We start from the raw sequence: 25,022 nt of genomic DNA, 5'->3' as shown, positions 1-25,022 counted from the left end.
TGGAACTTTAGATTTTCCTTCTAACAAGAATTTGATGAAATCGACTATTCTTTGATATTTGTAAGACAACATCCCAAAATAATATAAGTTTTAAAAGAACATACAGAGATTATCGAGACGTAAAACATCGTTTATCAGGCAAGATATAGGCTTTAAGTATTAAACTCTAGAATTCACTTTCCTTCATACAACAATTTCGAAGTTAATTAATTAAAAGAGCAGGTGACCCATGCCAAACAACCAAACACCCAACCCACTCATCACGGAAAAATCACCCTACCTCCTTCAACACGCCCACAACCCAGTACACTGGTATCCATGGGGAAAAGAAGCATTTGATAAAGCAAAAAAAGAAAACAAGCCTTTGCTTGTCAGCATCGGCTATGCCACTTGTCACTGGTGCCACGTCATGGCACACGAAAGCTTTGAAGATCAACAAGTCGCTGACATCCTAAACGAGCATTTCATTTCAATCAAAGTCGATCGTGAGGAGCGTCCAGATATTGACTCGATGTATATGTCCGTTTGTCAGATGATGACGGGGCAAGGCGGCTGGCCGTTGAACGTGTTTGTCACGCCTTATCAAAAGCCGTTTTATGCGGGGACTTATTTTCCAAAAAGAAGTGCTTACGGCCGTCCTGGCTTCATTGAAGCACTGACGCAATTGCTGGATGCGTATCACAACGACCGAGATCATATTGAATCATTGGCAGAAAAGGCAACAAATAATCTGCGGATCAAGGCAGCAGGGCAGACAGAAAATACGCTCACTCAGGAGTCGATTCACAAAGCCTATTATCAGCTCATGAGCAGCTTTGATACGCTGTATGGCGGCTTCGGTTCTGCGCCTAAATTTCCTGCGCCTCATATGCTCACGTTTCTCATGCGCTATTTTGAATGGACAGGGCAAGAAAATGCGTTATATGCTGTCACAAAAACGTTAAACGGTATGGCAAAAGGCGGTATTTATGATCATATTGGTTCTGGATTTACTCGATATTCAACAGATGAAAAATGGCTTGTGCCGCATTTTGAAAAGATGCTGTATGATAACGCCTTGCTGATAAATGCCTACACCGAAGCCTATCAAATCACTCAACACCCTGAGTACGAAAAGCTTGTCCAAGACCTCATTCAATTTATCAAACGAGACATGATGAATCGTGACGGCTCTTTTTATTCGGCAATCGATGCCGATTCAGAAGGAAAGGAAGGGCAATATTACGTTTGGACAAAAGAGGAGATCATGACCCATTTAGGCGATGACCTCGGCACTTTATTTTGTGCGGTCTACCACATCACAGAGGAAGGGAACTTTGAAGGACAGAACATCCCTCATACCATTTCCACCTCATTTGATGACATCAAAGCAGCTTTTTCAATCGACGACAAAACCCTTCATTCCAAACTGCAATCCGCTCGACACATCTTACTCACTGTAAGACAGCAGCGGCCTGCACCGCTAATCGATGACAAAGTACTCACCTCGTGGAATGCGCTGATGATTTCCGCACTTGCCAAAGCAGGGAGTGTCTTTCATGAAGAAGAAGCCATCTGCATGGCAAAACAGGCAATGTCTTTTCTCGAAACACAGCTCGTTCAACAGGGACGCCTCATGGTCCGCTATAGGGAAGGGGACGTAAAGCATCTAGGCTTTATCGAAGATTATGCTCACATGCTCACAGCGTATATGTCTTTATACGAAGCGACCTTTGACCTAGATTGGCTGACAAAAGCCAGAGCCGCTGCTGAAAATATGTTTGAACTGTTTTGGGATGAACAAATCGGGGGCTTTTTCTTCTCAGGCTCAGATGCAGAAGCGCTTATCGTTCGTGAAAAAGAAGTATACGACGGGGCCATGCCGTCTGGTAACAGTACTGCACTCCAACAGCTTCTGAAACTAAGCAGAATGATCGGACGTCAAGACTGGATCGAAACACTAGAGAAGATGTTCAGCGCCTTTTACGTCGATGTCTCTTCCTATCCAAGCGGACATACCGCCTTTTTACAAGGACTATTAAGCCAATATGCCGTAAAACGAGAAATCATTATTCTCGGGAAAAAGGGCGATCCGCAAAAAGAACAGCTTCTACAAGCATTGCAAAAACGATTCATGCCATTTGATCTCATTCTAACTGCCGAAACAGGGCAAGAATTAGCAAGGCTCGCACCTTTTGCAAAAGATTACAAAACGATCAACGACAGCACGACGGTCTATATTTGTGAAAACTACAGCTGCCGCCAGCCGATCACCAATCTCGACGAAGCGATGGAACAATTATTCCAAACTTGAGCTGTCATATGATGACTATGAGAAGACAAAATGAGGACAAACAGATAAAAAACATGTCAATCCGCTAACAATTCGTCTATACGGTTTTATTTTTCCTCTAAAACGGTTAGAATGCGCACTAGATGTTCTCATACCGAAGGGAGAGAAAATAATTGAAAAAAGTATCATATACACTCATTGCTTGTCTGTTATCAGTGGGGCTTGCAGCCTGCTCATCAAACGATGCGAAACAGGATAAGCAAAACGATTCAGCCAAAAGCAAGGAAACAACACAGGCTGACCAAAAAGAGCAGCAAAAGCAAATGGAAGAGATGCAAAAGAAATTAGACGCACAAAAAATTGATGATCAAAAGGTCGTTGCGACCGTCAACAAAGATAAAATCACAGGAAGTGAATACAATAGCGCCCTATCGACCATTCAAGGTCAACTTCAGCAGTCAGGACAAGACCCAACATCTAAAGAAGGCGCAAAAGCTGTCAAGAAGCAAACCATTGATGCGCTAGTAGGTCAAGAGCTCATCCTGCAAGATGCTGAGAAGAAGGGCTATAAAGCCTCTGACAAGCAAGTCGATAAACAGCTAAAAGAAGAAAAGAAACAATTTAAAGACAATGCTCAATTTGAAGAAGCACTCAAAAAGAGCGGACTGACAATGGATCAGCTGAAAAGTGATATTGCCGACAGCATCAAATACAGCCAATATGTCGACAAAGAAATTAAATCAGCCTCTGTGTCTGAAAAAGACGTCAAGGCGTACTATGACCAATACGCCGAACAAATGAAAAAACAAAAACAAAAAGCACCTGATTTCAAAGACGTCAAATCACAAATCAAGAAGCAGTTAGAATCTCAAGAAAAGCAAAAAGAAGTACAAAAAGAAATTGATCAACTAAAGAAATCTGCAAAAATTGATGTATCAATTTAACCACTATTAAAAATCCGCCATTGTGCGGATTTTTTTCATCACTTCACGAACTGTTTTTCCAAAATAATGACAAAAGCCTCATCATAAACATCTTTTCCATCCGATATGATGGGAGTACAAAAGAAAGCGTTATCAATTCTTTTGTCTCTGAAAAAGTACAAGATCAAAGACAGACCTCGTACTTTTGTTTCAGTCATATCTACAAGAGGAGGATGTTTATGTTCAAATGGTTTAAACCAGCTCCGCATATCGACAGGCTCGATGATGCCAAAACAGACGAAACCTATAAACGGCTACGGCTGCAAGTCTTTTTGGGAATCTTTATCGGATATGCGGGCTACTATTTGCTGCGCAAAAATTTCGCATTTGCCATCCCTTATTTACAGGAAGAGGGGTTCACAAAAAGTGAATTAGGCTTTGTACTGGCGGCTGTTTCAATCGCTTATGGCTTTAGTAAATTCATTATGGGGATGATCTCAGACCGGTGTAACCCAAGATACTTTTTAGCCGCTGGACTCTTTCTATCAGCTCTTATCAATATTCTATTTGTCTCATTTCCATGGGTGACATCCAGTGTATGGATCATGTTTTTATTCATGTTCTTAAACGGCTGGTTTCAAGGAATGGGGTGGCCGCCATGCGGACGAACGATGGCGCATTGGTTTTCGGTGAGTGAACGTGGTACGAAAATGTCCATTTGGAACGTCGCTCACAATATCGGCGGGGGGATTCTTGCACCGCTTATTACATTAGGAATTGTTTTGTTTGCGACGTGGAAAAGTATCTTTTTCTTCCCTGCCATCATCGCCATTATCGTCTCCTTCGTCATCATTCTTCTCGTACGGGACACCCCGCAATCCGCTGGTCTTCCGCCAATCGAAGAATACCGAAATGACTATCCGGCACAACAATATGAAGACCAAGAAAAAGAATTAACCGTAAAAGAGATTTTGTTTAAATATGTACTCAACAATAAATTCCTTTGGTATATCGCCATTGCCAACGTCTTTGTGTACTTTGTCCGTTACGGGGTCGTAGACTGGGCACCTACCTATTTAACAGAAGCAAAAGGATTCTCACCAGAGCATTCACGCTGGTCTTATTTCCTTTATGAATATGCAGGCATCCCTGGTACATTATTGTGCGGGTGGATTAGTGACCGCTTCTTTAGAAGCCGCCGCGCACCTGCTGGCGTCCTCTTTATGATTGGCGTATTAATTGCGGTTCTTGTGTACTGGTTAAACCCTGCTGGCAATCCAATGGTTGATAACATTGCCCTCATCAGCATCGGGTTTTTAATTTACGGACCCGTCATGCTCATTGGACTGCAAGCCATTGATCTCGCTCCGAAAAAAGCCGCTGGCACTGCTGCCGGGTTGACAGGATTCTTTGGATATATTGGTGGCTCTGCTTTCGCTAATGCCATGATGGGTGTCGTCGTCGATCACTATGACTGGACAGGAGGTTTCATTTTACTAGTTGGTTCTTGTATCCTTGCGATTGTGTTCCTCGCCATGACATGGAATACAGGAAAGCGCGTAGAGCAAGCTTAATGAAAATCACATAAAAGATTCATATCCGCCCAACATGCCCTTTACATCTATTTCTTATGATGGAGGCAGTTACCGTAAAAGGAGGATAAAATATGAAGAAAAGTAGATTACTTGCTTTCGTGTTACTCTCTTTTGCTTTACTGTCTTTTGGTTGGGTGCCGACCACCATATCGGCACATGAACATCTTTTATCTCCAGATCGCATTTTAACCGTTGCACACCGCGGAGCATCAGGGTATGCCCCAGAGCATACCCTAGCTTCCTACAAACTCGCCACAAAGATGAATGCAGATTACCTCGAACTCGACCTTCAAATGACAAAGGATGGACACCTCATCGTCATGCACGATGAAACGGTTGACCGGACGACAAACGGAACAGGCTGGGTCAAAGACCTCACACTTGCCGAAATCAAACAGCTTGATGCCGGTGCATGGTTTAACGAAGCCAACCCCGACAAACAAAATGCCCACTTTATTGGACAGCAAGTCCTCACATTAGATGAGGTGTTACGCTACTTCGGTAAACGAGAAAATTATTATATTGAAACCAAAAAACCAGACATCTATCCGCAAATGGAAGAAAAACTATTGGCCGTCTTAAAGAAACATCATCTTCTTGGAAAACATACGAGAAAAGGGCAGGTCATTATCCAATCTTTCAGCCAAGAAAGTCTATTAAAATTGCAGAAACTCGCCCCTCGGCTTCCAAAAGTACAGCTATTAGATAGAGCACAAATGACGTCTATTACAGATGATCAGCTCGACTTCATCAAATCGTATGCAGTGGGGGTCGGACCGAATTTTAGAGCTTTGACACTTGAAAATGTACAGCAGGTCAGAAGCCACGGACTCCTCCTTCACCCATATACGGTAAACAGCGAAGCAGACATGACACGTCTTCTACAATACGGCGTCACCGGTCTTTTCACCAACTTTCCAGATGTCTTTCAGCGTGTCAAAGCTTCTCTGTAAACGACAAAAGCCTTGCGGTTGTTCGCAAGGCTTTTGATTATTCCACCGTTTGATCAGAAGAAGCTGTTTCAATCGGTTTTCGTTTACCAATTCCAAATACAAAAAAGCTAAGCGCCACTAAAATCAAGAACCCAATTGCCACAATGAGAGAAATTCGTGTATCCTGATTAATCAGCATAAACACAAGCACCATCAGCAAGAATCCGATTGTCAAATAGTTAGAAAATGGCGCAAGCGGCAGCTTAAACGGATGATTATCAAGCGCTGCCCCCTTCGCTTTTCTGAAGCCAATATGACTAATCAAAATGACAAACCAAGGCACCATACCAGGAAGGACACTCGCACTATACACATAAACGAAAATGTTTGGCGGAGAAACGTAATTTAAGACCACCCCAACCGCTAAACCAATCAGCACAGCAAATGTCCCAAAATACGGTACACCATTCTTCGAAATTTTTGTAAAGAAAGCAGGTGCCTGTCCATTCACACCTAATGTATAAAGCATACGTCCCGCACTGAAGATTCCACTATTACAGCCGGACATCGCTGCTGTAATTACAACAAAGTTAATAATACCTGCTGCTGCCGTAATTCCAATTTTCGCAAACGTCGCCACAAATGGACTGCCGAGCGTATTCAGCTGATCCCACGGATACACCGTCACGATGACAAAGATCGCACCGATATAGAAAATCAAAATACGCCAGATGATGCTTTTGATGGCATTTGTCAGCGTCTTTTGCGGATTTTGCGCCTCACCTGCAGTAATCCCAATGAGCTCTACCCCTTGATAGGCAGCAATCACTAGGGACAATGCAAACAAGAAACCGCTAAATCCACCTGTAAAGAACCCGCCGTGCGCCCAAAGGTTAGACAAACCAATCGCTGTTCCACCATTGCCAAACCCAAAGAAAATAATGCCTAAACCTGCAATGATCATTAAAATAATCGTCACAATCTTGATCATCGCAAACCAGAATTCAAACTCACCGAATGACTTAACCGAAATCAAGTTGGCCGCACCTAAAATGATCATGGCGATTAATCCGGGAATCCACGCCGGTAACTCCGGGAACCAATATTTCATATAAGCACCTACGGCGATAATCTCAGACATTCCAACAATGACCCACTGGAACCAGTTACTCCAAGCTGTCATATACCCCGCAAGCGGATGAATATATTGATGCCCAAATGTAGCAAACGATCCCGTACTCGGTTCAAGATACAACATTTCTCCCATCGCACGCATAATAAAAAAGATAAAAATACCACACACTGCGTACGCTAGAAGAACCGATGGACCTGTCCATTGAATGGCTTTAGCTGACCCCATAAATAAGCCAACACCAATTGTGCCGCCAAGCGCAATCATTTGAATATGACGAGCACTTAACCCTCTCTTTAATTCCTTTTGAGCCACTTCTATTCCCCCTCATCAACAAACAACATAAAAAATAAAAAATCAGAATTTTCATTCTGATTCAAAATCTTCAATCTTTCGATGTATATTATCATAATAAATCTACCCTTAAAAAACAATTGTTTTTTTGAGGAAAACACTATTAACAAAATATTCTGACATAAAAAGATATTCAAATTATTTTATATTGATATATCGAATAAGAGGATCATCATCGCTTCAATGACCATCACTTAATAGAAAAGAACCTCCCCTTATATCGACCTCAAAGCTTTTCCCTCCATTTTTATAAACCATTCTCTCCTGATCATCAACACAAGGAAAGTCATTGTGAAAAGTACCTGATCTTTTCTTCACATAACAAATAAATCCATCATTTTCCGGAATTGCCACTTTGACAGATGATCCAGTTGACGTCGATTTGAGCGAATGCAACATGGCCTTTGAATGTATCTGTACCCTTCTGCCTATTAAATTCAGATCAATATCTGAAAAAGCACCTACCATCTCCACTTTTGACGAAGTAGTACGCAGGCTCAATGTCTGCGTGTTGAGCTGTTGACTAGAGATAAATCCACCCACTGTCTGCAAGTGCAGATGCTTGATTTCTCCCGTAAACATGGACTTTCCGGAAATCAATTGGCAGTCAGCCTCCTTCACCTTCAGTCCATTCAAGAATAGATTTGCTCCTTTACAATGAATAGACAAGGACTGTAACTGTGCCTGAGGGAGGTAAATCTCCAAATTCGTTTGATGAAGATGAAGCCCCAAGCTGATCGCTCGTTTTCTTTTATCTTGAATGACTAGCCTGCCTTCCTGCACTTGATGATGCAGTAAATACCGATGGGGGAATACGTGATTGGTGGTCTGCTTCATCAATAAATAAGGATGATCATGGTGATAAAGGCGAACATCTCCCACCAGCCAGTTTAACGAAAGTTCCGTTATTGCTTCTTCAATTTGAACCGTATGCTTCACATGTCTCCATCCTTTTCCCATCATGAATTACCTCGTTTGCAGCCGGCCGATGCGGCTCCACAATTCCAAGATCACAATGAGGACTGCTGCAATCATCACTCCTGACAGGATGAGGTTCATTTGATCATTGCCATAAATGGCGAGCGATACATTTCCTAAAACAGCACATAAAACAATTGCAGTCAGGACGGTCATCAAAACAGATTTCTTGCTCAACCCTATTCTCATCGCCATCATGCCAATCGCTTGAACACAAACAATCAACATAAAGAATGTTTTCATCAATTGAAACAGAGAACCTGCCGTCAGCGTATCGTGAACAATAGGGAAAAACAATTCAGTCACACTAAACACAACAAACGAAGGAATGATACTACACATCATCGCAAACGTTGAAAGGCACACCATCCATATCATATGAGAAAGGAATCTCACTGAATTGGATGTGCGTTCCTGATAAACAGTCTTGCCTACACGCCAATACAGCATAGCTGTGATGATAGAAAAAAAGATCATCCATACTGTACTCGTTAACAAATAAATATTCGTATATTGCTGAAAACCCGGTTCGCGTTCAATTTTTGCAGCAAACGCAATAAAATAGATGAATACTAGCAGCACAATACTCGCGATGAAACTAGCTTGAATATACTGCTTCATGTGGCCTTTTCTTAGCTCAACCTTCATAAAATGAATCATACGTCATCCTCCTATCAGTTGGCATTCTTTATCTTTCGGGCAGATCATACCCGCCAATTTCAGCATAGTGCGCTGTCACCTTTTGAATAAATAGATCACTCACAATATCCACGCCAAGACCCTTCATCATCTGCTTTAAAAAATACAAACGCTGGACCGTTTCTTCATGATTGCGGACAAACAAGGTGGGATTCAACCATATATTCACAAGAAGCAAAAATACTTCTGCCACTTCACCAGGAAACGCAGTTTCCATCGAACCATCCTCAATCCCTTCAATGATTAACTGTTTGATTCTCAAAGCATCCTGATTGACACCTGTCTTCATGCCTTCAATCACAAATTGCGGATTTTTCATCTGATCAACCAAGATCCCATCAATCGAATGAGACTGCGGGTCTGCCACAAGCTGCTCCAGGATAAGCTGCAGCTTCTCTTTCGCATGAGCTGCCTCCGTATGCTCAATTAACTCCTCAAGCTTCTCGGTTGCATAACGAAACTGCCGATCCATCACGCCGCGTAATATTTCATCCTTCGATTTAAAATGATGATAAATAGCCCCTTTAGACATATTCAATTCATGGATAATATCTTGCAAACTTGTCTTTTCAAATCCCTTTTCCTGAAACAACTTTGTCGACACGTCCAAAATTTGCTGCATCGTCTTTTCTGGATACTTATTTCGCGCCAGTTTAAACGCCTCCTTTTACATACCGACCGTCGGTATGTTTAATTATATTTTTCATTATAAACGGTTCATGCAGATTTGTATACAATAAAAAAAGACCGCTCACACGGTCTTCTCAAGCTCAAAATGCAAATTCATCGGCACATCTGGCAGAGCCGAAGCCTCCACCATATTCGTTGTAGGTGTTTTCTCATCCACTTCCTCAAATCGAAAACCGTCAGCCCAGACTGTTCCATGACCGCTGAGTAGCACTCCAAAATGAATGGATTCACTGTGCGTAGGAACATCTAATACGATCGCATATTGATTCCATTCCGTAGAATCTGTCACAGGTCGATTCTGCATATTATCAAACTGCACCGTATCACCCTTTCCGTCATCTACCCGCATCCAAATTCCTGCTGAAGATACATTCTCTGTTTTCAAGAAAGCAGAGAGCTTCAACCGCTTGCCTACATACTCTTTTGCTTGAAACCCCTGCATCATCGTCGCAAATTGTCCTTCTTGTACGCCTTCTTTAGATGATAAAACACCTGATTGCTTTCCCGTATGAAACTCTGCTGTATCAACACCCATCTCATACATATGCGGATGTGAACCACTCAAACCCCAGCCAGGTACTGCTTCATGTAATGTCATCAAATCTTCCTCCTTTTTCATTTGCATGTCTCTCATCATGGACCTGTACATTCCGGGAGGTAAAGAATAAAGATGCTTAAAAGCACGCGTAAAGGCTTCCTGCGATTGGAATTGTAACGAAAAAGCGATGTCTAAAATCCCCTGATCCGTATATAAAAGAAGCTGTGCAGCCGTAGCTAATCTTCGTTTCCGCACATATTCCCCCATCGACAGCCCGGTTTCTCGTTTAAATACACGCAGCAAATGAAAATGTGAATATCCTACTTTCTCATGCACCTGTCTCAGCGACAGCTCATCCATCAAATGCGACTCCAAATAAGAAATCACCTCTTGCGTCACCCGACTATACATCATCTCCCTCACCTCTTCTTGATCATAAAACAAATCAGTTCACTCGTTTTGATCAAAATTGCGATGTTTCATCTGTCCAGCTGAGGAGGAAAAACGCTAACGTGAGCGCTCGTTGTTCGATAGAAACTTCCTCACATCATCTGCGATTTCTTTTGATTTCGTATGATGCAAATAATGGCCGCCTTTGAAAGTAACGACTTTTCCGTGGTCTACATTTTTCAGCAGCTCTTCATGCATTGGTTTCCAGTTTGGTGTTTCTTTCTCCGTTTGATCCGCTAGATAGAAAGCAACAGGGAGCTTCTTAGGGAAATGTAGGCGTTGAGCGTTTTTAAAATTGTTTCTAAAGTTTTCTGCCTCACTAGCTTGGCTTTCATCCAAGAAATTTCGGAAAGTCAGCATTTTAATCTGAGCTTTCGTTTGATCATCTACTTTAGGCATCACCAGTTGATCTGGATTCATTTTCACTATCAATCTGTAAAAGCCGGATTGATGAAGCAGCTGTAAGCTGGAGACTGGCAATTCATCTGCATCCTCCTGCTTAGGAAAACTACTATCAATTCCAACAAAGGCTTGGACTTCTTTTTCGTATTGATTCACATATTCTAATCCATAGATGCCAGAAATCGAATGACCCATCAGCGTATATTTTTTAATGTTGAGTTTCTGCAAACATTCATGAATCTCATCCACAATGTTTTGACTTGTCCTTACTTTATCTGTGTCGTCACTTAAACCATAACCAAACGGTTCAATCACTACGACTCTATAATATGGCGATAACTCCTTGACTAACGGTTCAAAATCCAGCACGGGTGAAGCAGTTCCATAGCCTGGTAGAAGGACAATCGTTTCTTTCCCATCGCCTTGAATGAGCACATTCATCTGCTTCCCATCCACCAAAACCTTTTGCCCATAATCTTCTATTTTCCCCTGTTCTCTTTCATTACTAATTAGATTCACAACATAAACACTGGCTACAAATACAACCAAGACAGTCAGAATGGTACATAGAGCAATCAGCATTATTTTCAGTAATTTTTTCATTATTTTTTCTTCCCTTCATGATGAAGTACCCTAGCTTGCATCCGCAGATAAAAGATTAGTATTTTCTTTCACAATAGATAATGCCAATGGTATTTGCGCAAACACTTGATACATACATAAACGTAATCGCTATATAAAACCATTCCGTTGGAGATGATAATTCATGAACAAAAGCTTGAATGACAGCAACCAATATATAGGCTAATGCCACACCTACAATTGAAAAACTTCCGGCTTTCGCTAAAATAAATTGACCTCGTTCATCATGTTTATATTCACGGTTTTTCTTAAATTGAAAGGCCGTGCTTAAAATAGAAAGGGTAATGAGAGAATAAAGTATGATCGTCGTTATCATTGTTGTTCCTCCTTGTCGACCTCTTGAAATACGTCATACAAATCAACTTCAAATGTCCTAGCAATTTGAAATGCTAATTTTAAAGACAAAGAATATTTACCATTTTCAATCGCTGCCACAGTTTGACGAGTCACACCTAACTTCTCTGCCAAATCCTTTTGTGTCCAGTCTTTTTCTGCCCGTAATACCTTAATTCTATTTTTAATCTCCATTTCAAATTCCTTTCTTAAAGGATGATTTATTTAACATAATGTTAAAAATAATTAACATTATGTTAATTAACAATAACCTCTTTTCTTCTGTATGTCAATTTCACCGGATGCAAAAAAGAATCATCCATTTTGAAAGGCCTACCTCAAAATGAATGATTCTCTATAAATGATGTGATCATCTGATTTAAAACACTTTCCTCTGGTAAATCGCAGTAGAAAGTCCCCAAGACAGCAAGTAGATGAGCATAATCAGTACAGTTGACCCCGTATAGACAATAGGGATCGATAAATTCATGATAAAATTAGTGATCCCACTGAATTGCTCTGCTAAATAGAGAACAACAGGCGGTCCCATAGCAGATAAGACGATAAAGCCAATGATCACTGCCGTTGTGATATAACCAGGCTTTAAGATATAAAACAATGGAAACGTACATGCTGCAAACAATAAAAACAACCCGCTGCCAATCGCAATATCTGACAGCGAAAACAGCTTCCCAAACACAAATAATGCAGCACTTGTCAGCACGATCGCAATACTCATATAAAAAATGGCGCCAAGATAACGTGATGCGATAATTTCTTTACGTGTATAGGGCAAGGAATTTAATAGAATATTCGTTTCTGCCTTCTCATCATAAGCATATGTGTTAAATGGAATAAAGACACTAGCGACTAGAAACGTTAATACTGGATGGACATCCATGAAAATGAAAAATAAGATAAACGGAATAAAAATAAGTAACTGCTTCTTTTGCAAAATCACATCACGCTTAATTAAATGAAACATGCGCAACCCCGCCTTTCAAATAAAACATGATATCCTCAAGCGACGCCGGTTCAATCACAACAGCATCCCCGAAAATAAGTTTCACCTCATCAATCCGATCTGTTAATGCTTCAAATCCGGCTGCCGTACGCTGAATATGGATAAACGCCTTTTCTGTGTCTCGATCCAGCAAATCCAGGCTCCCCTTCACCAGCGCATAATTCTCCGCCACCTCATGAATCGACTGTTGAAAGACCAATCTTCCATTTTGTATAAACGCAATATAATCCGCGATGCGATCTAAATCAGTCGTCATATGCGTTGAGAAAAAAATCGTTCGATTTCCATCAATCATCAATTCTTGTAACGTGCCGAGCAGCTCTCTTCTAAATACCGGATCTAAACCAGCAGTTGGTTCATCCATGATAATCAGCTCTGCATGGTGCGACAGCGCAATCGCAAGCGATGCCTTCATCTGCATCCCTTTTGAAAATGTTTTAATCGCTTTATTCAGCGGCAGACCAAACTGTTCAATATATTGATAAAATAGTCTATCATCCCAGCGTTTATAGGCAGGTGCCACAATTCGTTTGATGTCTTTTAAATTCAATCCTGGAAAAAAAACGTTAGCATCGTAAACAAAGCCAATTCGTTCCTTAATCTCTTTTTCATGGGTGCGATAATCTAATCCAAAAATTTTAACCTCACCAGAATCTGGTTTTAACAAATTCATGATCATTTTAATCGTGGTCGACTTACCAGCTCCATTTTCTCCAATAAACCCAGTAACAAAGCCCTTTTTGACCTGTAAATCGAGATTCTGCACAGAAAAGCCTTTGAACCGTTTTGATACTCCTTTGAATTCAATCACATGCTCCACTCATCTCACTCCTCATACAAGAACTTTAATAACTGCTGCAATTCATCAAAAGATAAGCCTAATTCCTTGCCGTTTGTAACAACCGCTCCAAGCTGTTCCTCAATCACCTTCAATTTTTTCTCTCTCATGACCTCTAGGTTTTGCTCGGCAACAAATGATCCCTTACCGACAATCGAATAAATAAATCCTGCCTTCTCTAACTCTTCATATGCACGTTTTGTTGTGATGACGCTGATTTGTAAATCCTTCGCCAGCTTTCGGATAGACGGCAGTCCCGCACCTTCTGCAAGCTCACCCGTTAAGATCAACGATTTGATTTGTGTCGTAATTTGCTCATAGATAGGCTCCTTAGAATGGTTAGAAATCGTAATTTGCATATAAAAAACCTCTTTTTTCTGTACTGGTATTCGCAATGAAATATTGTATATACACTATATATACATTATATACACACTGAAAAAATATTCAACTCCTTTTATTAACTTTTTTGAATGCGATCCAACTAAAAAACCGCACAGCTCTTCAGCCATGCGGTTCCTCAACAAATCAATTTATCTCCAATATACCCATTTTCCCATAAGCCATTCCACAGGCCCTCTTCTCCACTTTTTCAAATAGAGATAGCTGATGAACAGCTGAGCTGTGTAAAGTCCAACAGCAAGTAGCAGTCCAAACATTGAGCCCATTTGTCCGAATAACCCAAGTCCGTAAGAATAGAAAATCGTTGTACAAATAATAGATTGAGCCAAATAGTTTGATAAAGACAATCGGCCAAGTCCTGCAAGCAGACGTTTCAACCCTTGTGCAGCCTTTGAATAGTAGAAGACAATAAAAGCTTGAATATAACCGATCGTCAGAACATAGGCTCCTAACGTCAACACCATTTCACTCCAAGGAGCATCACTGAACGTCGCACATTTTAAAGCGAGCCCGATGATAATCATCCAAACCCAGCCTTTACGATAAGCCATGCCTCGATCTTCTTCTGTCAAATGACCTTTTTTCCCGATCGCCATGCCAAGCAGTGCAAATGGACCGATCATGATAGGAGCATAGAGAAGACTTAAAATTGGTGTCAGAGTAAGTGTTACAATTGCCATCATGATGGAGACGATTACCATATCATCTTCGATTGTAATCCGGCTCAACACAATATCGCCATATGTACCAGTTCCATATACATTTGTTAATAATTCAGAATTTCCGTAAATAAAATTCATTAGAGATGGATAAATCACTAAAGATATGGCACCTAAAATACCCGACCATATAAACACTGTTTTGATTCGGCTGTGTATAAACATCATTAGGAAAAACGTACAAGCTCCATAATAGAGAAGAATGTCGCCACTCCAAATAAAGATTAAATGCAGCATCCCAAGCACAATAAGACCAAAGCCGCGGCGGACGACGATGGCATTCGTATTCAGCCCCTTGGCCTTTGTAGATTCAATCAACTTGATAAAAGAATACCCAAACAAAAAGGAGAAAATCGGATAAAATGACCCCTGGAACAAGATTGCCGTCACATATACCCCAAACTCCTGTCCCCATATGCTCGGATCAAACATCTTCTCAAAATCATAATCATATTGAAAATTAAGCATATTCACAATCAAAATACCTAATAAACTAAAACCACGTAAACTATCAATAAACTCAACCCTAGATCCCTTCAACACGACAGCTCCTTAAACAATATATAACAAATTTAAGATATACCTGTATATTTTACCAAATGTTTTTCGAAATAGTATATATATTTCTAATAAAAAAGTGATCTTTCATCCTATCAATGAATCCAGCCTATCTTATGATTCAATTTCCCCCTATTTTCATCTCATCTTGATCATCAAAACGCTCATTCAAGGAAAAAGCCGAGGGTCCCATACATTTTATCTCTAAATAGGACAATATATCTGCATATTATTTCAATTATTATATAAATTTTACATTTCATTGTTAATATAACCTTCATTGACAATGAATATTTCTTCATATACACTTTGGGTGGATTTAGGAATAACATTCCTAATCTATCAAATTCTAGAGGGGGAATATCATCATGAATGATCAAAATTTATGTGATATCATGAGACACCACGCCACTCACACGCCGCATCATCCAGCTTTAGCGTGCAACCATCAGAACATCACATATGCTGAACTTGAGAAACAAAGTAACCAGTTCGCCAATTACCTTATCAAAATGGGCGTAACGAAAGCTTCTCATATTGGCCTAGCCTTAGAAAGATCACCACAATTGATTGTCTCTATTCTCGCTATCACCAAAATAGGAGCCGTATATGTGCCTATAGATATAAATTACCCTAGTGAACGTATTCAATTTATGATTGAAGATGCCGAACTATCGTTTTTACTCACAACATCCCATGTCACTCAAAGCCTAACCTCCTTGCCTATTCCTACTATCTACTTAGATAAAGAAAAACATCTCATCCTTACACAATCAATGTCAAACCCGTCTTTTGATGTCAAACCTTCTGATGCCGCTTATATCATGTATACCTCTGGCACAACAGGAAAACCAAAAGGTGTTGTCATTACACATAGATGTATCATGCACCTAACGCATAACCCTTCCTTTCTGCCCGTTAATTCTTCTGATACCTTAGCATTATTATCTACCATCTCTTTTGATTCCTCTACATTTGAAATATGGTCCGCTTTATTAAATGGAGCGACACTCGCTATTCCTCCTTCTGGAAAACTGACTCCTGAACTCGTCAGTCAAACCATTAAAGACTATGATGTATCGATTCTTTTTTTAACTACTGGATTGTTCAACTTGATGATGGAGTCACACCTGAACGATATCAAATCAGTTAAATACATCGTCTCTGGCGGAGATGTCATGTCTCCTCAAGTCGTTCATCAAGCATTAAAGGAGCTCCCACATACGACCATCATTAATGGCTATGGCCCGACAGAAAATACAATCTTCACAACAACTTTTCAACTGCCAGACACCTGGGATGATCTCGTCAGTATACCAATTGGCAGACCTGTAGCAGGAACCATCATTGACATCACAAATGAACAAGGTGAATCTGTCTCTCAAGGACAAATAGGGGAACTCATCACTTCGGGAGATGGACTAGCATTAGGCTACTGGCGAAGAGAAAACCTAACAAAGGAACGTTTCATCGAACGGAATGGAAGAACCTATTACAAAACAGGGGATCTTGTTCGACAACAACCTGATGGGCTGATTGAATATATTGGTAGAAAGGATGACCAAGTCAAAATTAGAGGCTTTCGTATTGAGCTTAGCGAGATTGAGCATGTGTTGATTCAGCACCCAAGTGTTAAATCCTGTTTGGTGACAGCAACAGAAGTGATACCTGGGGATAAACGCATCATTGCATACATCATTCCGTCCAACAAAAAGACATGGGATCTATATACCATTCAAACTTATGCAAAGAAAACATTCCCTGATTTCATGCGCCCTGCACATTATGTTCTATTGACAAACTTCCCTACGACCACAAATGGAAAAGTCGATCGAAAAGCACTACCAAGACATCATTTCGACAGACCCAAACTGCAAACTGAATATGTCGCACCCACTAATCAAACCGAAGAAGCACTCTGTGAAATATGGACAGACCTATTAAAGGTAGAGCCCATTGGCACAAACGATCACTTCTTCGACTTAGGAGGAAACTCCATCCTTGCCGCCAAAACCTTAATGCGTATGCAGGAAACATTACACGTTGAACTACCTGCCAGCACCCTTTATGAACATCCTACGATTCAACAAGTTCATCTTATGCTACAAAATCAAACACCTGAGCCGAAACAACAGCTCACATCAGAGGGATTTTTAGATGAAAAGATTCAGCCAAAGCACCTATTCGATTCTAAATCCTTTAAGCAGAATGCCGTGTTATTAACAGGAGCCACCGGCTTTCTAGGCGCTTATCTCATTAAAGAGCTTGTTCGAATGAATCCCTCCATCCAAATCTATTGTGTCATCAGAGCAAGGGACAAACAGCACGCAAGACAGAGAATACAAGTAAATATGGAGAAGTATCACCTATGGGACGAACATTATCTGAAACAACTAAAACCGATTGTAGGTTACTTGGACAAGCCTCAACTAGGACTCTCAACAGAGGAATTTCAACAACTCGCCCAAACCATTGATGCCATCTATCATAATGGAGCAAAAGTCAATTACGTTCAGCCCTATCACATGCACAAGGATACAAATGTCACCGGCACAGAAAATATCATCAAACTCGCCTGCACAGAACAGGTAAAGCCTGTTCATTTCTTATCGACCATTGCCATATTCGGACCTGCCGGGTATCTAGATGGCACGACCGTTCTTTTTGAAGATACATCCATCGATGCTTATCTTCCTATTGTAGAAAAGGACATTGGGTACTCTCAAAGTAAATGGGTGGCAGAAAAAATCATGTGGGAAGCAAAAAAACGTGGCGTGCCGATCACAGTCCTTCGCCCCGGCTTCATCATGGGCGACAGTCAAACAGGCGTTCATAATACAGAGGATTACATGGCGAGACTAATCAAAGGATGCATCCAATTAAAGGCTTACGGTGAGCTACCGAATCAACGAAAAGAATTCGTACCCGTCGACTTTGTTTCAAAAGCCATTACAACCATATGCAAGGATCCAGCCAACTTCGGCAAAGCCTATCACCTCGTTCCACCTCAAGAAGAAAGCATGGAATTAGGTGAATTTTTTCAAAAAATCACAGAAGAAATAGGCTATCCATTAGAAAAGAAAGCATATAACGATTGGGTAGAAGCTCTCATTCAAGCAAGCGACCAACACGCAGACAACGCCCTTACGCCATTTCTTCCAATGCTCACTGAAAAGGTAGAACGAGACAAAACAGTCTGGGAATTATACGAAAACATGGCGCACTTTGACTCAACAAATACTCAAACGGTTCTCCAAGCACATGGAATGACCTATCCCCCTATGGACGATCATTTAATCAAACGCTATTTCAAATACATGGAGGACATTGGATTTTTAAAATTTGATTCAAACACTGCTCTGAGAATATAAAAGCATTCCCTTGTTTTTAAACTCAATACAGGAAGTAATAAAAGGTTGGATGCAACATCCAACCTTTTATTACTTACCTTTCATCAACTGTACCTTTCTAGATCACCTCGGTAGAAAACTTATGCCTTATGATCTTTTTCTTCTTTAAAAAGCACACGCTTCACATAAAACAAAATCCCCAATCCAAACAAAATCAACGGCAACTCCCAGTCTGCAGAAATCGGCAGCCATTTCAACAGCATGAGAATCAGCAAAACAGCTCCCACACCTGCATAAAAGACCACCGTTTTTTTAAATTCTTGGTTTGATTGAAACAAAACGCTCTCCTCCATAACCCTAATTATGATCGTTTTTCTAGTTTTTTTAATATTTTTTCCCAGCCGGTATCTCCCATTTTCCGATCAATTAATTGCCCCTCTTTATCTATGAGGCAAAAACTTGGCAACCCTTGAATTTTATATTTTGTGACAATCTCATAATCTTGATCCAACACAATGGGAGCAATGAGATTCTTTTCCTCCGCATATTTCGAAACAACCTCTATCGATTTTTCTTCTTCCGTATATGGAACATGGACACAGGTTAAATGGATACTCAACTGATCCACACTATGTAGAATGTGATCGGTTAATTGTTCACAATGCGGACAGTTAACTGACCAAAAATAAAGAAGTTGAGTATGCTCTTCAGGTAAACACCGCTGATGTGAAGAATGAATCCAAGGAAGGTGCTCAGGCCATTTAAGTATTTGCGTTTCCACTACTCATCCCCCTTTTCTTTTAATTGAAAAGCGATGATTTTTCCTAGTGCCTCTTCTGCGGCAAAAGGGGCCACATTTCCTGATGGATTCTCTTGTTCCTGTTTTAGGCACTCGTACATATTTTTTTCGATTTTTGATGGGTCAATCCAAGAGATACACCACGACGCCCAAAAACAAGTAGGACCCTTATAGCGTTTTGCCAAAGGCAGAAGAAATGGCAAACTAGGCTGACCAATTCTCATGAGTGAGATCGCAGCCGCCATTCTTGTCTCCTCTTCTTCACTTTCTAACAGTTTGGCAAGAGCTTCTGCTGCGTCCCCTGCATCTGCTCCAAATTCACCAAGAACCGCTGCTGCAATATTCCGCAAAGAACCCTCTTCTTTTAAGGCTTCAACAAGCACTGGCACTGCCTCTTTTCCTGATTTCCTTAACTCCCCCATGGCTTGAACGATCGTTACTTCATTGGTATTGACTAAACGTTGAACCGATTGGGATAGCTTATCTTCTGGTTTCATGACAATCAACTCCTCTTTTTAATGAGTCCCACGGCATCGATAACACATCACATAACATACACATCCAGCAAATACACATGTCATCGTTGTAAACCAGCCATCAGTGAACAGATGAATCCCAATGATGACCGCAGCACTTATGACAGATCCGATGAGCAATGATCGATAATAGATGCCCAAAGAAAGACTCGCTTCTCGTCTCAAAGGCTGCGTAAAGGCAAAGAGCCGTATGGTCAAAAACCAAATATAAACCCCTACCCCATAAATGGCCCAATACAATACATCATGAATCTCTAACAAGATAAGAGAAATCAAGTAGACACCATATAACCAAAAGGTTTGAAACACTTCCAATAGAAGAATTTTTTGATATAAAGCACCCGGAAAAAGATACAGCAATCCCGTTTGCCCGTGTCTTACAATCCCAGCGTAATATGAACTGAGCAGGACAGATGCACCAATGACCAAAAAGAATAGAGTCAACCAATCTGAAAAATAAGAACTGACGACATAGTAAGTACCGATCAACAGCATGGTAGATAACAGATGGAAGGTAGCATACTTTTTGATCATCAATATTTCTAGCCAAAGGAAAGCCCAGATGCCCGTTAATGTTGAAAGCCCCCACCACGTCTTGCTTTTCTTTGAACTTATTGGATTTGCATGAACCTGCTTCCCCTCAAATTCCTCCCAAAATGCCGCCTCTTTGACTAACGACTCCATCATCTCTATACGATGACTCGACCTGTACATCATCATGAAAGATAAAATCATCACTCCAAGTAATATCAATACAGAAATGAATGAAAACTCCTCTATCATGCGTCCGACTTGATACATCAAAGAAGCAGATATCTCCATTATTGACGGCTGTTTCAATATCAATTGATTCAAAGTGAGCAATGAAAGACAACCAAACATCAGTATAAAACCAATGAAGAGCACTCGCTTATATACTTGAATGGTTCTTGCACAAGATACCGCAATCATCCATGTTTCGATCATACATAACAGCGCTGTTAACAGGAGTGATTTACCAAGTAGAAAAAAGTACTGCTGCGTTAAACAAAGAAGGAGGATATCAGCCATCACAGCAGAAACAATGAGAAGAGCACATCGCCAAAAAATGTGATATACCCATACACTCATCACAACTGTCCATAAGGAAGCACCACTTCCATACAACCACATGATATCGTTCATCTGACTAGGCAGCCTATTCGAAAACAAGCCAAAGCCAGTATAAAGAACAAATAAAACGACAATGATCCATCCAGCTGTACTTGCATTCCAATCGCCCATACTTGAGACTGCGCTCAGCTGAAAACCGATGGCAGCCATCATAAGTAGCAAGATCAGAAAGGGCATTTTCTTTTCTTGATTTTTACTGATCAAGCGCCTTTGGGATTTCATCCATAAAAGGGAAAGCGTGTTATTCACTAGACCACTCCCCTAGAAGTTGAATGACTTCTGTCCGCCACTTCATTTGTTCTTCCTGCTGCTTAGGAACAGCGATACTTTTCATGATGGAACCGTCTCGAATCAATATCACCCTACTAGCCGTATCAAGAACAAACTCTAGACTATGAGTGGACACAAGAACCGAACCACCTTGAAGGCTCTTCTGTATCAGCCAATCTGACAGCCATTGTTTCGAAGGGATGTCTAACCCAACAGTCGGCTCATCTAAAATAAAAAGGGAGGCATCTTGCACAATGGCCCCTGCTAAGACGACACGCTGTTTTTGACCTCTTGAAAGCCTTCCGCACAATTCGTTCATCTTCATTTCGATATGTACTTCTTTCAACGCCTCAAATACCTTTTCTTTGATCTGTTTTAAACCTTTATGATAGCCCCTCGCACGGAATTGAACATGTTCAGCAACCGTTAAATCTGGGTACAAATATGGCTGATCTGGAATAAGAGCTACTTGTTTTTGGACATGGGAATGACCAGGAGGAAATCCCTCTATGAGTATTTCCCCTTGATCAGGTTGATAGAGACCTGTTAAACATCGAATGGTTGTCGTCTTCCCCGCACCATTAGGCCCAAGCAGCGCCACAACCTCCCCTGCTTCAATGGAAAATGAAAGGCCCTCTATCCCATCACCATTGCTATATCGTTTGCTTACATTCTGAACCTCCATGAATGGCATCAAATCTCTCCCTTTTATTAGAGTGATGTATGCTGAGGCTTTTTGGTATGTAGATATCTTTGAAGTTTAAATTGCCATAAGGGCATACAAACGAGCACAAAATTGTGAATAAAATGTGCCGCCAGTACACAAATAAATCCATAATGCATAAAAAGAAAACCAAGAAAACATCCAAAAATAAAAAGATGCGCCCAGCGAATCCATCTTGGATCATAACCAGTAACCTGATGCATAATTGCCCATAAAAAAGATGATATTAAAATGGACAATATCGCATTCCCACTAAACCAAAATATAAGAGAAATCATTAAGAGTCGGTATATTACTTCTTCCCCAATAGAACTTTGTAGACTCATATTAAGCCCTTGTCTTAAAGTAAATCCAGATAAAAACATACTTCTATTCGATAGTTCCGGAGAAATACGTAATTTATTCATTCTCTCTAACAGGTAAAAGACCAGTGATGTGATGCCTAGACTAATTAACCCAGCGCTAAGACCAATAAAAGTTTGTCCAACGATTTCATCTAAAAATTTTATTTCTAATTCATTCGCAAGAGCGCCTCCTGCCAATGAACATATAAATACTACAAATCCTGTCAATAATCCTGCAAACAAAGTAGAGAGTATACCAAGTAATTTAACAGTTTGAACACTCATCCTAGCATCGTAAGCATTTACTATCGTTAACTGTATATCCTCCTTAATTGTGAGAGATTGCACTAGTACAATCATGAAACCCAGCATAAAACTTAATGTGAGGTTAATTTGAACATTCATTAAGACTAAAACTAATATAGCCATGATCATCGCAGCAGCTGATCCTAACATACCTGAGAGACCAAAAGTAGACTCAACTTGTTCATCTCTTATTACTTTATTCATCTGATCCGTTAAAATCTCTGTATCTGTGCCGATATATGTGATCACACCAGATTGCATTTCAACTGTTACCTTAAGTCGGATATCTTCCTTTTCAGCGAGATACCAATATGTTTTAATTTCACGAAAATCCTCTTCTTTTGAACCAGAACCAGTTGGTTTTGTCTTAGCCCATAATCCCTTTGAAGAACAAGTCAATTGATCTTTTAAACCTTCTAGTGAAATCTGACCGTCTTTTTTAGATAATGAAGTTTGCCTTACATCTGCATAAAAAAAGGTCACTTCCCGTTTAGCGTTTACTCCTATCACGAATGATTGGTTTTGGTGAACAAAACGAACACGCCAAGACTCAACCAATCCCATTTCATGAAGTATATGTCGATTTTTTTTAAGTAAACCTAAATGATGTAACTTATTCACTGTTTCATGATCATACCAATAGACTGAATATACATCCCAAGCTTCCACGTCTATGCCCACAAACTCTCTAATAAAATCGATACCAACTTTTCTTGCCTCAATTTTATCTAAAAGGTTTGATTCTATTGTTGACACTCTATACTTCGCAAACAGGAAGAGCCCTATCACTCCAAGACCTGACCACAAAATAAAAGTCATACTATTCATGAGTGATGCCTGCTCTCTTTTCATTTTCAAAGGGGAGATCTGGCTCGGATAGTTCAACTTTCCCTATACATTTACAGTTTTTCGCTTCACATTTCAATTTCAATAGACGTGTTGGTGAACCAATATCAGAAAAAGAATCAGTTAGAATATGACCTAAAGGAATATCCTCTAATTGACAAGGTGTCACATAACCGTCTGCCCTTATATACCAAGCCAAATAACCCGGTGTACAAAAATCAGTTGTAAAAGAACTCTCTTCATGCTCCCAATCAATTATATTCAAATGGTGTCCCCACTTAGAACGTGCCTGCTGTAACTGGCTTTGAACACGATGTTCAAATGAAGTTTCTAGCGCTTTAAAATTCTTTGTAGCACGTCCTACGGATAATGTCTTACCCGCACGGAAAATAGAGGCATTTGCTTTTGCACAATGATCAACAACCTCCGCTACTTGATCAGCGTTCATTTCATTGATGGTCATTGCAACAATTACAGGAACATTCACTTCTGTTAACCGCTGGATGGTTTCCATACTTTCCTGAAAAGCACCTTTTCTTCCCCTTAAGGAATTGTGAGTGTCGCTCGTACCGTCAATACTAATTTGTACAGATACATTTCCTAGATGACTGAGTAATTCCACTTCTTCTTGTCTCCAGTTTAAGCCATTGCTAAAAACATTTACGTTCGTAAATAATGAACTCGCAACCATCACAATTTCTTTGAAACCCTTTATGAGCTTGGCTTCCCCCCCTGTTAAAGTCACATCAGCCACACCTTGCGCAGCTAGTTTTTGCATCACATTAATCCACTGGGAACATGTTAACTCTTCAGGATAGGGCTTACCGGAACTAGCATAGCAAAAGGAACAACCTAAGTTACAAGCGTTTGTTAATTGGAGAGTACAGCTAATGGGCAAATAGGACTGTAAAGATCCTGTAAATTGAATAGGTTGATCCAATAACCCCTGTGTCCAAGCTTCTGTAAAAGGATGAGCACTCAATTCTTCACGCAACTGATCAGCTGTTAGCTTTTCCTTTTTAACGATTTCCCAGATACGAGCAGTTTTGCTCACGTCTTTATTCTTAGATAATAAAAATGCAAGCTGAGCCCCTCTTCCACTTAATCTAAAGTAATACATTGATTTTCTATCTATCATGACTGCGCCATGAGGCTGCAAATGAATCGCTAGTTCAGGTAAATCGTATTCTGTTAGTTGATTACTTGACATAAAT

At 40.4% G+C, this 25,022-nt stretch carries 24 protein-coding genes; 5 read left to right on the top strand and 19 right to left on the bottom strand.

Translation table 11 applies throughout. The features are described 5' to 3' along the window. Positions 1–229 precede the first annotated feature (229 nt). The 4 genes from AC0VYC_RS01250 to AC0VYC_RS01235 all read left to right on the top strand — a co-directional run bounded on the left by AC0VYC_RS01250 (position 230) and on the right by AC0VYC_RS01235 (position 5,743). The gene (locus AC0VYC_RS01250) at positions 230–2,293 is read left to right on the top strand and encodes a thioredoxin domain-containing protein (RefSeq protein WP_475389207.1); all 2,064 of its coding nucleotides are present in this window, start codon (positions 230–232) and stop codon (positions 2,291–2,293) included. 152 nt (positions 2,294–2,445) lie between these two features. Further along, positions 2,446–3,216, top strand: a complete 771-nt coding sequence (locus AC0VYC_RS01245; protein ID WP_008359353.1) for a SurA N-terminal domain-containing protein — start codon at positions 2,446–2,448, stop codon at positions 3,214–3,216. A 218-nt stretch (positions 3,217–3,434) separates the two neighbouring features. Then, a complete protein-coding gene (glpT, locus tag AC0VYC_RS01240) occupies positions 3,435–4,769 on the top strand; it encodes a glycerol-3-phosphate transporter (protein ID WP_008343899.1) in 1,335 nt (444 codons plus the stop codon). A 92-nt stretch (positions 4,770–4,861) separates the two neighbouring features. After that, positions 4,862–5,743, top strand: a complete 882-nt coding sequence (locus AC0VYC_RS01235; RefSeq protein ID WP_017358710.1) for a glycerophosphodiester phosphodiesterase — start codon at positions 4,862–4,864, stop codon at positions 5,741–5,743. 37 nt (positions 5,744–5,780) lie between these two features. Here AC0VYC_RS01235 and AC0VYC_RS01230 read toward each other — a convergent pair whose 3' ends face one another. The 12 genes from AC0VYC_RS01230 to AC0VYC_RS01175 form a co-directional block, all read right to left on the bottom strand. Further along, positions 5,781–7,169: an amino acid permease gene (locus AC0VYC_RS01230; RefSeq protein ID WP_041091711.1), complete on the bottom strand. Its 1,389-nt coding sequence runs from the start codon at positions 7,167–7,169 to the stop codon at positions 5,781–5,783. Between the two features lie 219 nt (positions 7,170–7,388). Continuing rightward, a complete protein-coding gene (locus AC0VYC_RS01225; RefSeq protein ID WP_475389204.1) occupies positions 7,389–8,171 on the bottom strand; it encodes a DUF4097 family beta strand repeat-containing protein in 783 nt (260 codons plus the stop codon). A gap of 3 nt (positions 8,172–8,174) precedes the next feature. Further along, entirely contained in the window at positions 8,175–8,846 is a 672-nt protein-coding gene (locus AC0VYC_RS01220) for a hypothetical protein (protein ID WP_045034667.1), read from the bottom strand. Between the two features lie 28 nt (positions 8,847–8,874). Continuing rightward, entirely contained in the window at positions 8,875–9,507 is a 633-nt protein-coding gene (locus AC0VYC_RS01215; RefSeq protein WP_045034681.1) for a TetR/AcrR family transcriptional regulator, read from the bottom strand. A 129-nt stretch (positions 9,508–9,636) separates the two neighbouring features. Then, a complete protein-coding gene (locus AC0VYC_RS01210; protein ID WP_475389201.1) occupies positions 9,637–10,527 on the bottom strand; it encodes a helix-turn-helix domain-containing protein in 891 nt (296 codons plus the stop codon). Between the two features lie 93 nt (positions 10,528–10,620). Beyond that, positions 10,621–11,568 carry an alpha/beta fold hydrolase gene (locus AC0VYC_RS01205; RefSeq protein WP_327868384.1) on the bottom strand — a complete coding sequence of 316 codons (948 nt, stop codon included), beginning with the start codon at positions 11,566–11,568 and terminating at the stop codon, positions 10,621–10,623. A gap of 55 nt (positions 11,569–11,623) precedes the next feature. Next, a complete protein-coding gene (locus tag AC0VYC_RS01200; RefSeq protein WP_327862483.1) occupies positions 11,624–11,923 on the bottom strand; it encodes a hypothetical protein in 300 nt (99 codons plus the stop codon). Next, positions 11,920–12,135 carry a helix-turn-helix transcriptional regulator gene (locus AC0VYC_RS01195; protein ID WP_039176085.1) on the bottom strand — a complete coding sequence of 72 codons (216 nt, stop codon included), beginning with the start codon at positions 12,133–12,135 and terminating at the stop codon, positions 11,920–11,922. The genes AC0VYC_RS01200 and AC0VYC_RS01195 overlap by 4 nt, the downstream gene beginning before the upstream one ends. Before the next feature lie 184 nt (positions 12,136–12,319). Then, positions 12,320–12,925, bottom strand: a complete 606-nt coding sequence (locus AC0VYC_RS01190; RefSeq protein ID WP_159145338.1) for an ABC-2 transporter permease — start codon at positions 12,923–12,925, stop codon at positions 12,320–12,322. After that, positions 12,909–13,784 (bottom strand): ABC transporter ATP-binding protein, encoded by an 876-nt coding sequence (locus tag AC0VYC_RS01185; RefSeq protein ID WP_159145337.1) that lies wholly within the window; start codon positions 13,782–13,784, stop codon positions 12,909–12,911. The genes AC0VYC_RS01190 and AC0VYC_RS01185 overlap by 17 nt, the downstream gene beginning before the upstream one ends. Before the next feature lie 5 nt (positions 13,785–13,789). After that, on the bottom strand, positions 13,790–14,161 hold the full coding sequence (locus AC0VYC_RS01180) for a GntR family transcriptional regulator (RefSeq protein WP_008343911.1): 372 nt from the start codon (positions 14,159–14,161) through the stop codon (positions 13,790–13,792). 174 nt (positions 14,162–14,335) lie between these two features. Then, entirely contained in the window at positions 14,336–15,463 is a 1,128-nt protein-coding gene (locus AC0VYC_RS01175; RefSeq protein WP_475389197.1) for a DUF418 domain-containing protein, read from the bottom strand. A gap of 386 nt (positions 15,464–15,849) precedes the next feature. On the opposite strand from AC0VYC_RS01175, the gene AC0VYC_RS01170 reads away from it, so the two are divergent. Then, entirely contained in the window at positions 15,850–18,852 is a 3,003-nt protein-coding gene (locus AC0VYC_RS01170; RefSeq protein ID WP_475389195.1) for a non-ribosomal peptide synthetase family protein, read from the top strand. Positions 18,853–18,971: 119 nt separating this feature from the next. Here the strand turns inward: AC0VYC_RS01170 and AC0VYC_RS01165 are convergent, their stop codons facing one another. Genes AC0VYC_RS01165 through skfB form a run of 7 tightly spaced genes read right to left on the bottom strand, consistent with a single transcriptional unit; the run spans position 18,972 to position 25,018 of the window. Beyond that, entirely contained in the window at positions 18,972–19,169 is a 198-nt protein-coding gene (locus tag AC0VYC_RS01165; protein ID WP_073415172.1) for a hypothetical protein, read from the bottom strand. A 23-nt stretch (positions 19,170–19,192) separates the two neighbouring features. Further along, complete coding sequence (locus tag AC0VYC_RS01160; protein WP_073415170.1) at positions 19,193–19,612, bottom strand: TlpA family protein disulfide reductase; 420 nt, start codon at positions 19,610–19,612, stop codon at positions 19,193–19,195. Further along, positions 19,612–20,127, bottom strand: coding sequence for a HEAT repeat domain-containing protein (locus tag AC0VYC_RS01155; protein ID WP_024719127.1), 516 nt, complete (start codon positions 20,125–20,127; stop codon positions 19,612–19,614). The genes AC0VYC_RS01160 and AC0VYC_RS01155 overlap by 1 nt, the downstream gene beginning before the upstream one ends. A gap of 18 nt (positions 20,128–20,145) precedes the next feature. Beyond that, a complete protein-coding gene (gene skfF / locus AC0VYC_RS01150) occupies positions 20,146–21,567 on the bottom strand; it encodes a sporulation killing factor system integral membrane protein (protein ID WP_472594648.1) in 1,422 nt (473 codons plus the stop codon). After that, the gene (locus AC0VYC_RS01145; protein ID WP_475389192.1) at positions 21,560–22,282 is read right to left on the bottom strand and encodes an ABC transporter ATP-binding protein; all 723 of its coding nucleotides are present in this window, start codon (positions 22,280–22,282) and stop codon (positions 21,560–21,562) included. The genes skfF and AC0VYC_RS01145 overlap by 8 nt, the downstream gene beginning before the upstream one ends. A gap of 17 nt (positions 22,283–22,299) precedes the next feature. Next, positions 22,300–23,790 (bottom strand): CPBP family intramembrane glutamic endopeptidase, encoded by a 1,491-nt coding sequence (locus AC0VYC_RS01140; RefSeq protein WP_268360552.1) that lies wholly within the window; start codon positions 23,788–23,790, stop codon positions 22,300–22,302. Next, positions 23,783–25,018: a sporulation killing factor system radical SAM maturase gene (gene skfB, locus AC0VYC_RS01135; protein WP_138278025.1), complete on the bottom strand. Its 1,236-nt coding sequence runs from the start codon at positions 25,016–25,018 to the stop codon at positions 23,783–23,785. Before skfB ends, AC0VYC_RS01140 begins: the two co-directional genes overlap by 8 nt. Between the last annotated feature and the right edge of the window lie 4 nt (positions 25,019–25,022).

The organism is Bacillus sp. iso_77 (genome assembly GCF_056173625.1).
Note: the sequence above shows the minus strand (reverse complement) of the source record. Positions and strands in the feature narration are given on the sequence as shown.

Coding starts and splice junctions, on each gene's coding strand:
- AC0VYC_RS01180 (WP_008343911.1), bottom strand. CDS start 14,161: ATGCAAATTACGATTTCTAACCATTCTAAGGAGCCTATCTATGAGCAA.
- AC0VYC_RS01190 (WP_159145338.1), bottom strand. CDS start 12,925: ATGTTTCATTTAATTAAGCGTGATGTGATTTTGCAAAAGAAGCAGTTA.
- AC0VYC_RS01215 (WP_045034681.1), bottom strand. CDS start 9,507: ATGCAGCAAATTTTGGACGTGTCGACAAAGTTGTTTCAGGAAAAGGGA.
- glpT (WP_008343899.1), top strand. CDS start 3,435: ATGTTCAAATGGTTTAAACCAGCTCCGCATATCGACAGGCTCGATGAT.
- AC0VYC_RS01220 (WP_045034667.1), bottom strand. CDS start 8,846: ATGATTCATTTTATGAAGGTTGAGCTAAGAAAAGGCCACATGAAGCAG.
- AC0VYC_RS01205 (WP_327868384.1), bottom strand. CDS start 11,568: ATGAAAAAATTACTGAAAATAATGCTGATTGCTCTATGTACCATTCTG.
- AC0VYC_RS01225 (WP_475389204.1), bottom strand. CDS start 8,171: ATGATGGGAAAAGGATGGAGACATGTGAAGCATACGGTTCAAATTGAA.
- AC0VYC_RS01200 (WP_327862483.1), bottom strand. CDS start 11,923: ATGATAACGACGATCATACTTTATTCTCTCATTACCCTTTCTATTTTA.
- skfB (WP_138278025.1), bottom strand. CDS start 25,018: ATGTCAAGTAATCAACTAACAGAATACGATTTACCTGAACTAGCGATT.
- AC0VYC_RS01210 (WP_475389201.1), bottom strand. CDS start 10,527: ATGATGTATAGTCGGGTGACGCAAGAGGTGATTTCTTATTTGGAGTCG.
- AC0VYC_RS01195 (WP_039176085.1), bottom strand. CDS start 12,135: ATGGAGATTAAAAATAGAATTAAGGTATTACGGGCAGAAAAAGACTGG.
- AC0VYC_RS01145 (WP_475389192.1), bottom strand. CDS start 22,282: ATGCCATTCATGGAGGTTCAGAATGTAAGCAAACGATATAGCAATGGT.
- AC0VYC_RS01155 (WP_024719127.1), bottom strand. CDS start 20,127: ATGAAACCAGAAGATAAGCTATCCCAATCGGTTCAACGTTTAGTCAAT.
- AC0VYC_RS01235 (WP_017358710.1), top strand. CDS start 4,862: ATGAAGAAAAGTAGATTACTTGCTTTCGTGTTACTCTCTTTTGCTTTA.
- AC0VYC_RS01140 (WP_268360552.1), bottom strand. CDS start 23,790: ATGAATAGTATGACTTTTATTTTGTGGTCAGGTCTTGGAGTGATAGGG.
- AC0VYC_RS01250 (WP_475389207.1), top strand. CDS start 230: ATGCCAAACAACCAAACACCCAACCCACTCATCACGGAAAAATCACCC.
- AC0VYC_RS01170 (WP_475389195.1), top strand. CDS start 15,850: ATGAATGATCAAAATTTATGTGATATCATGAGACACCACGCCACTCAC.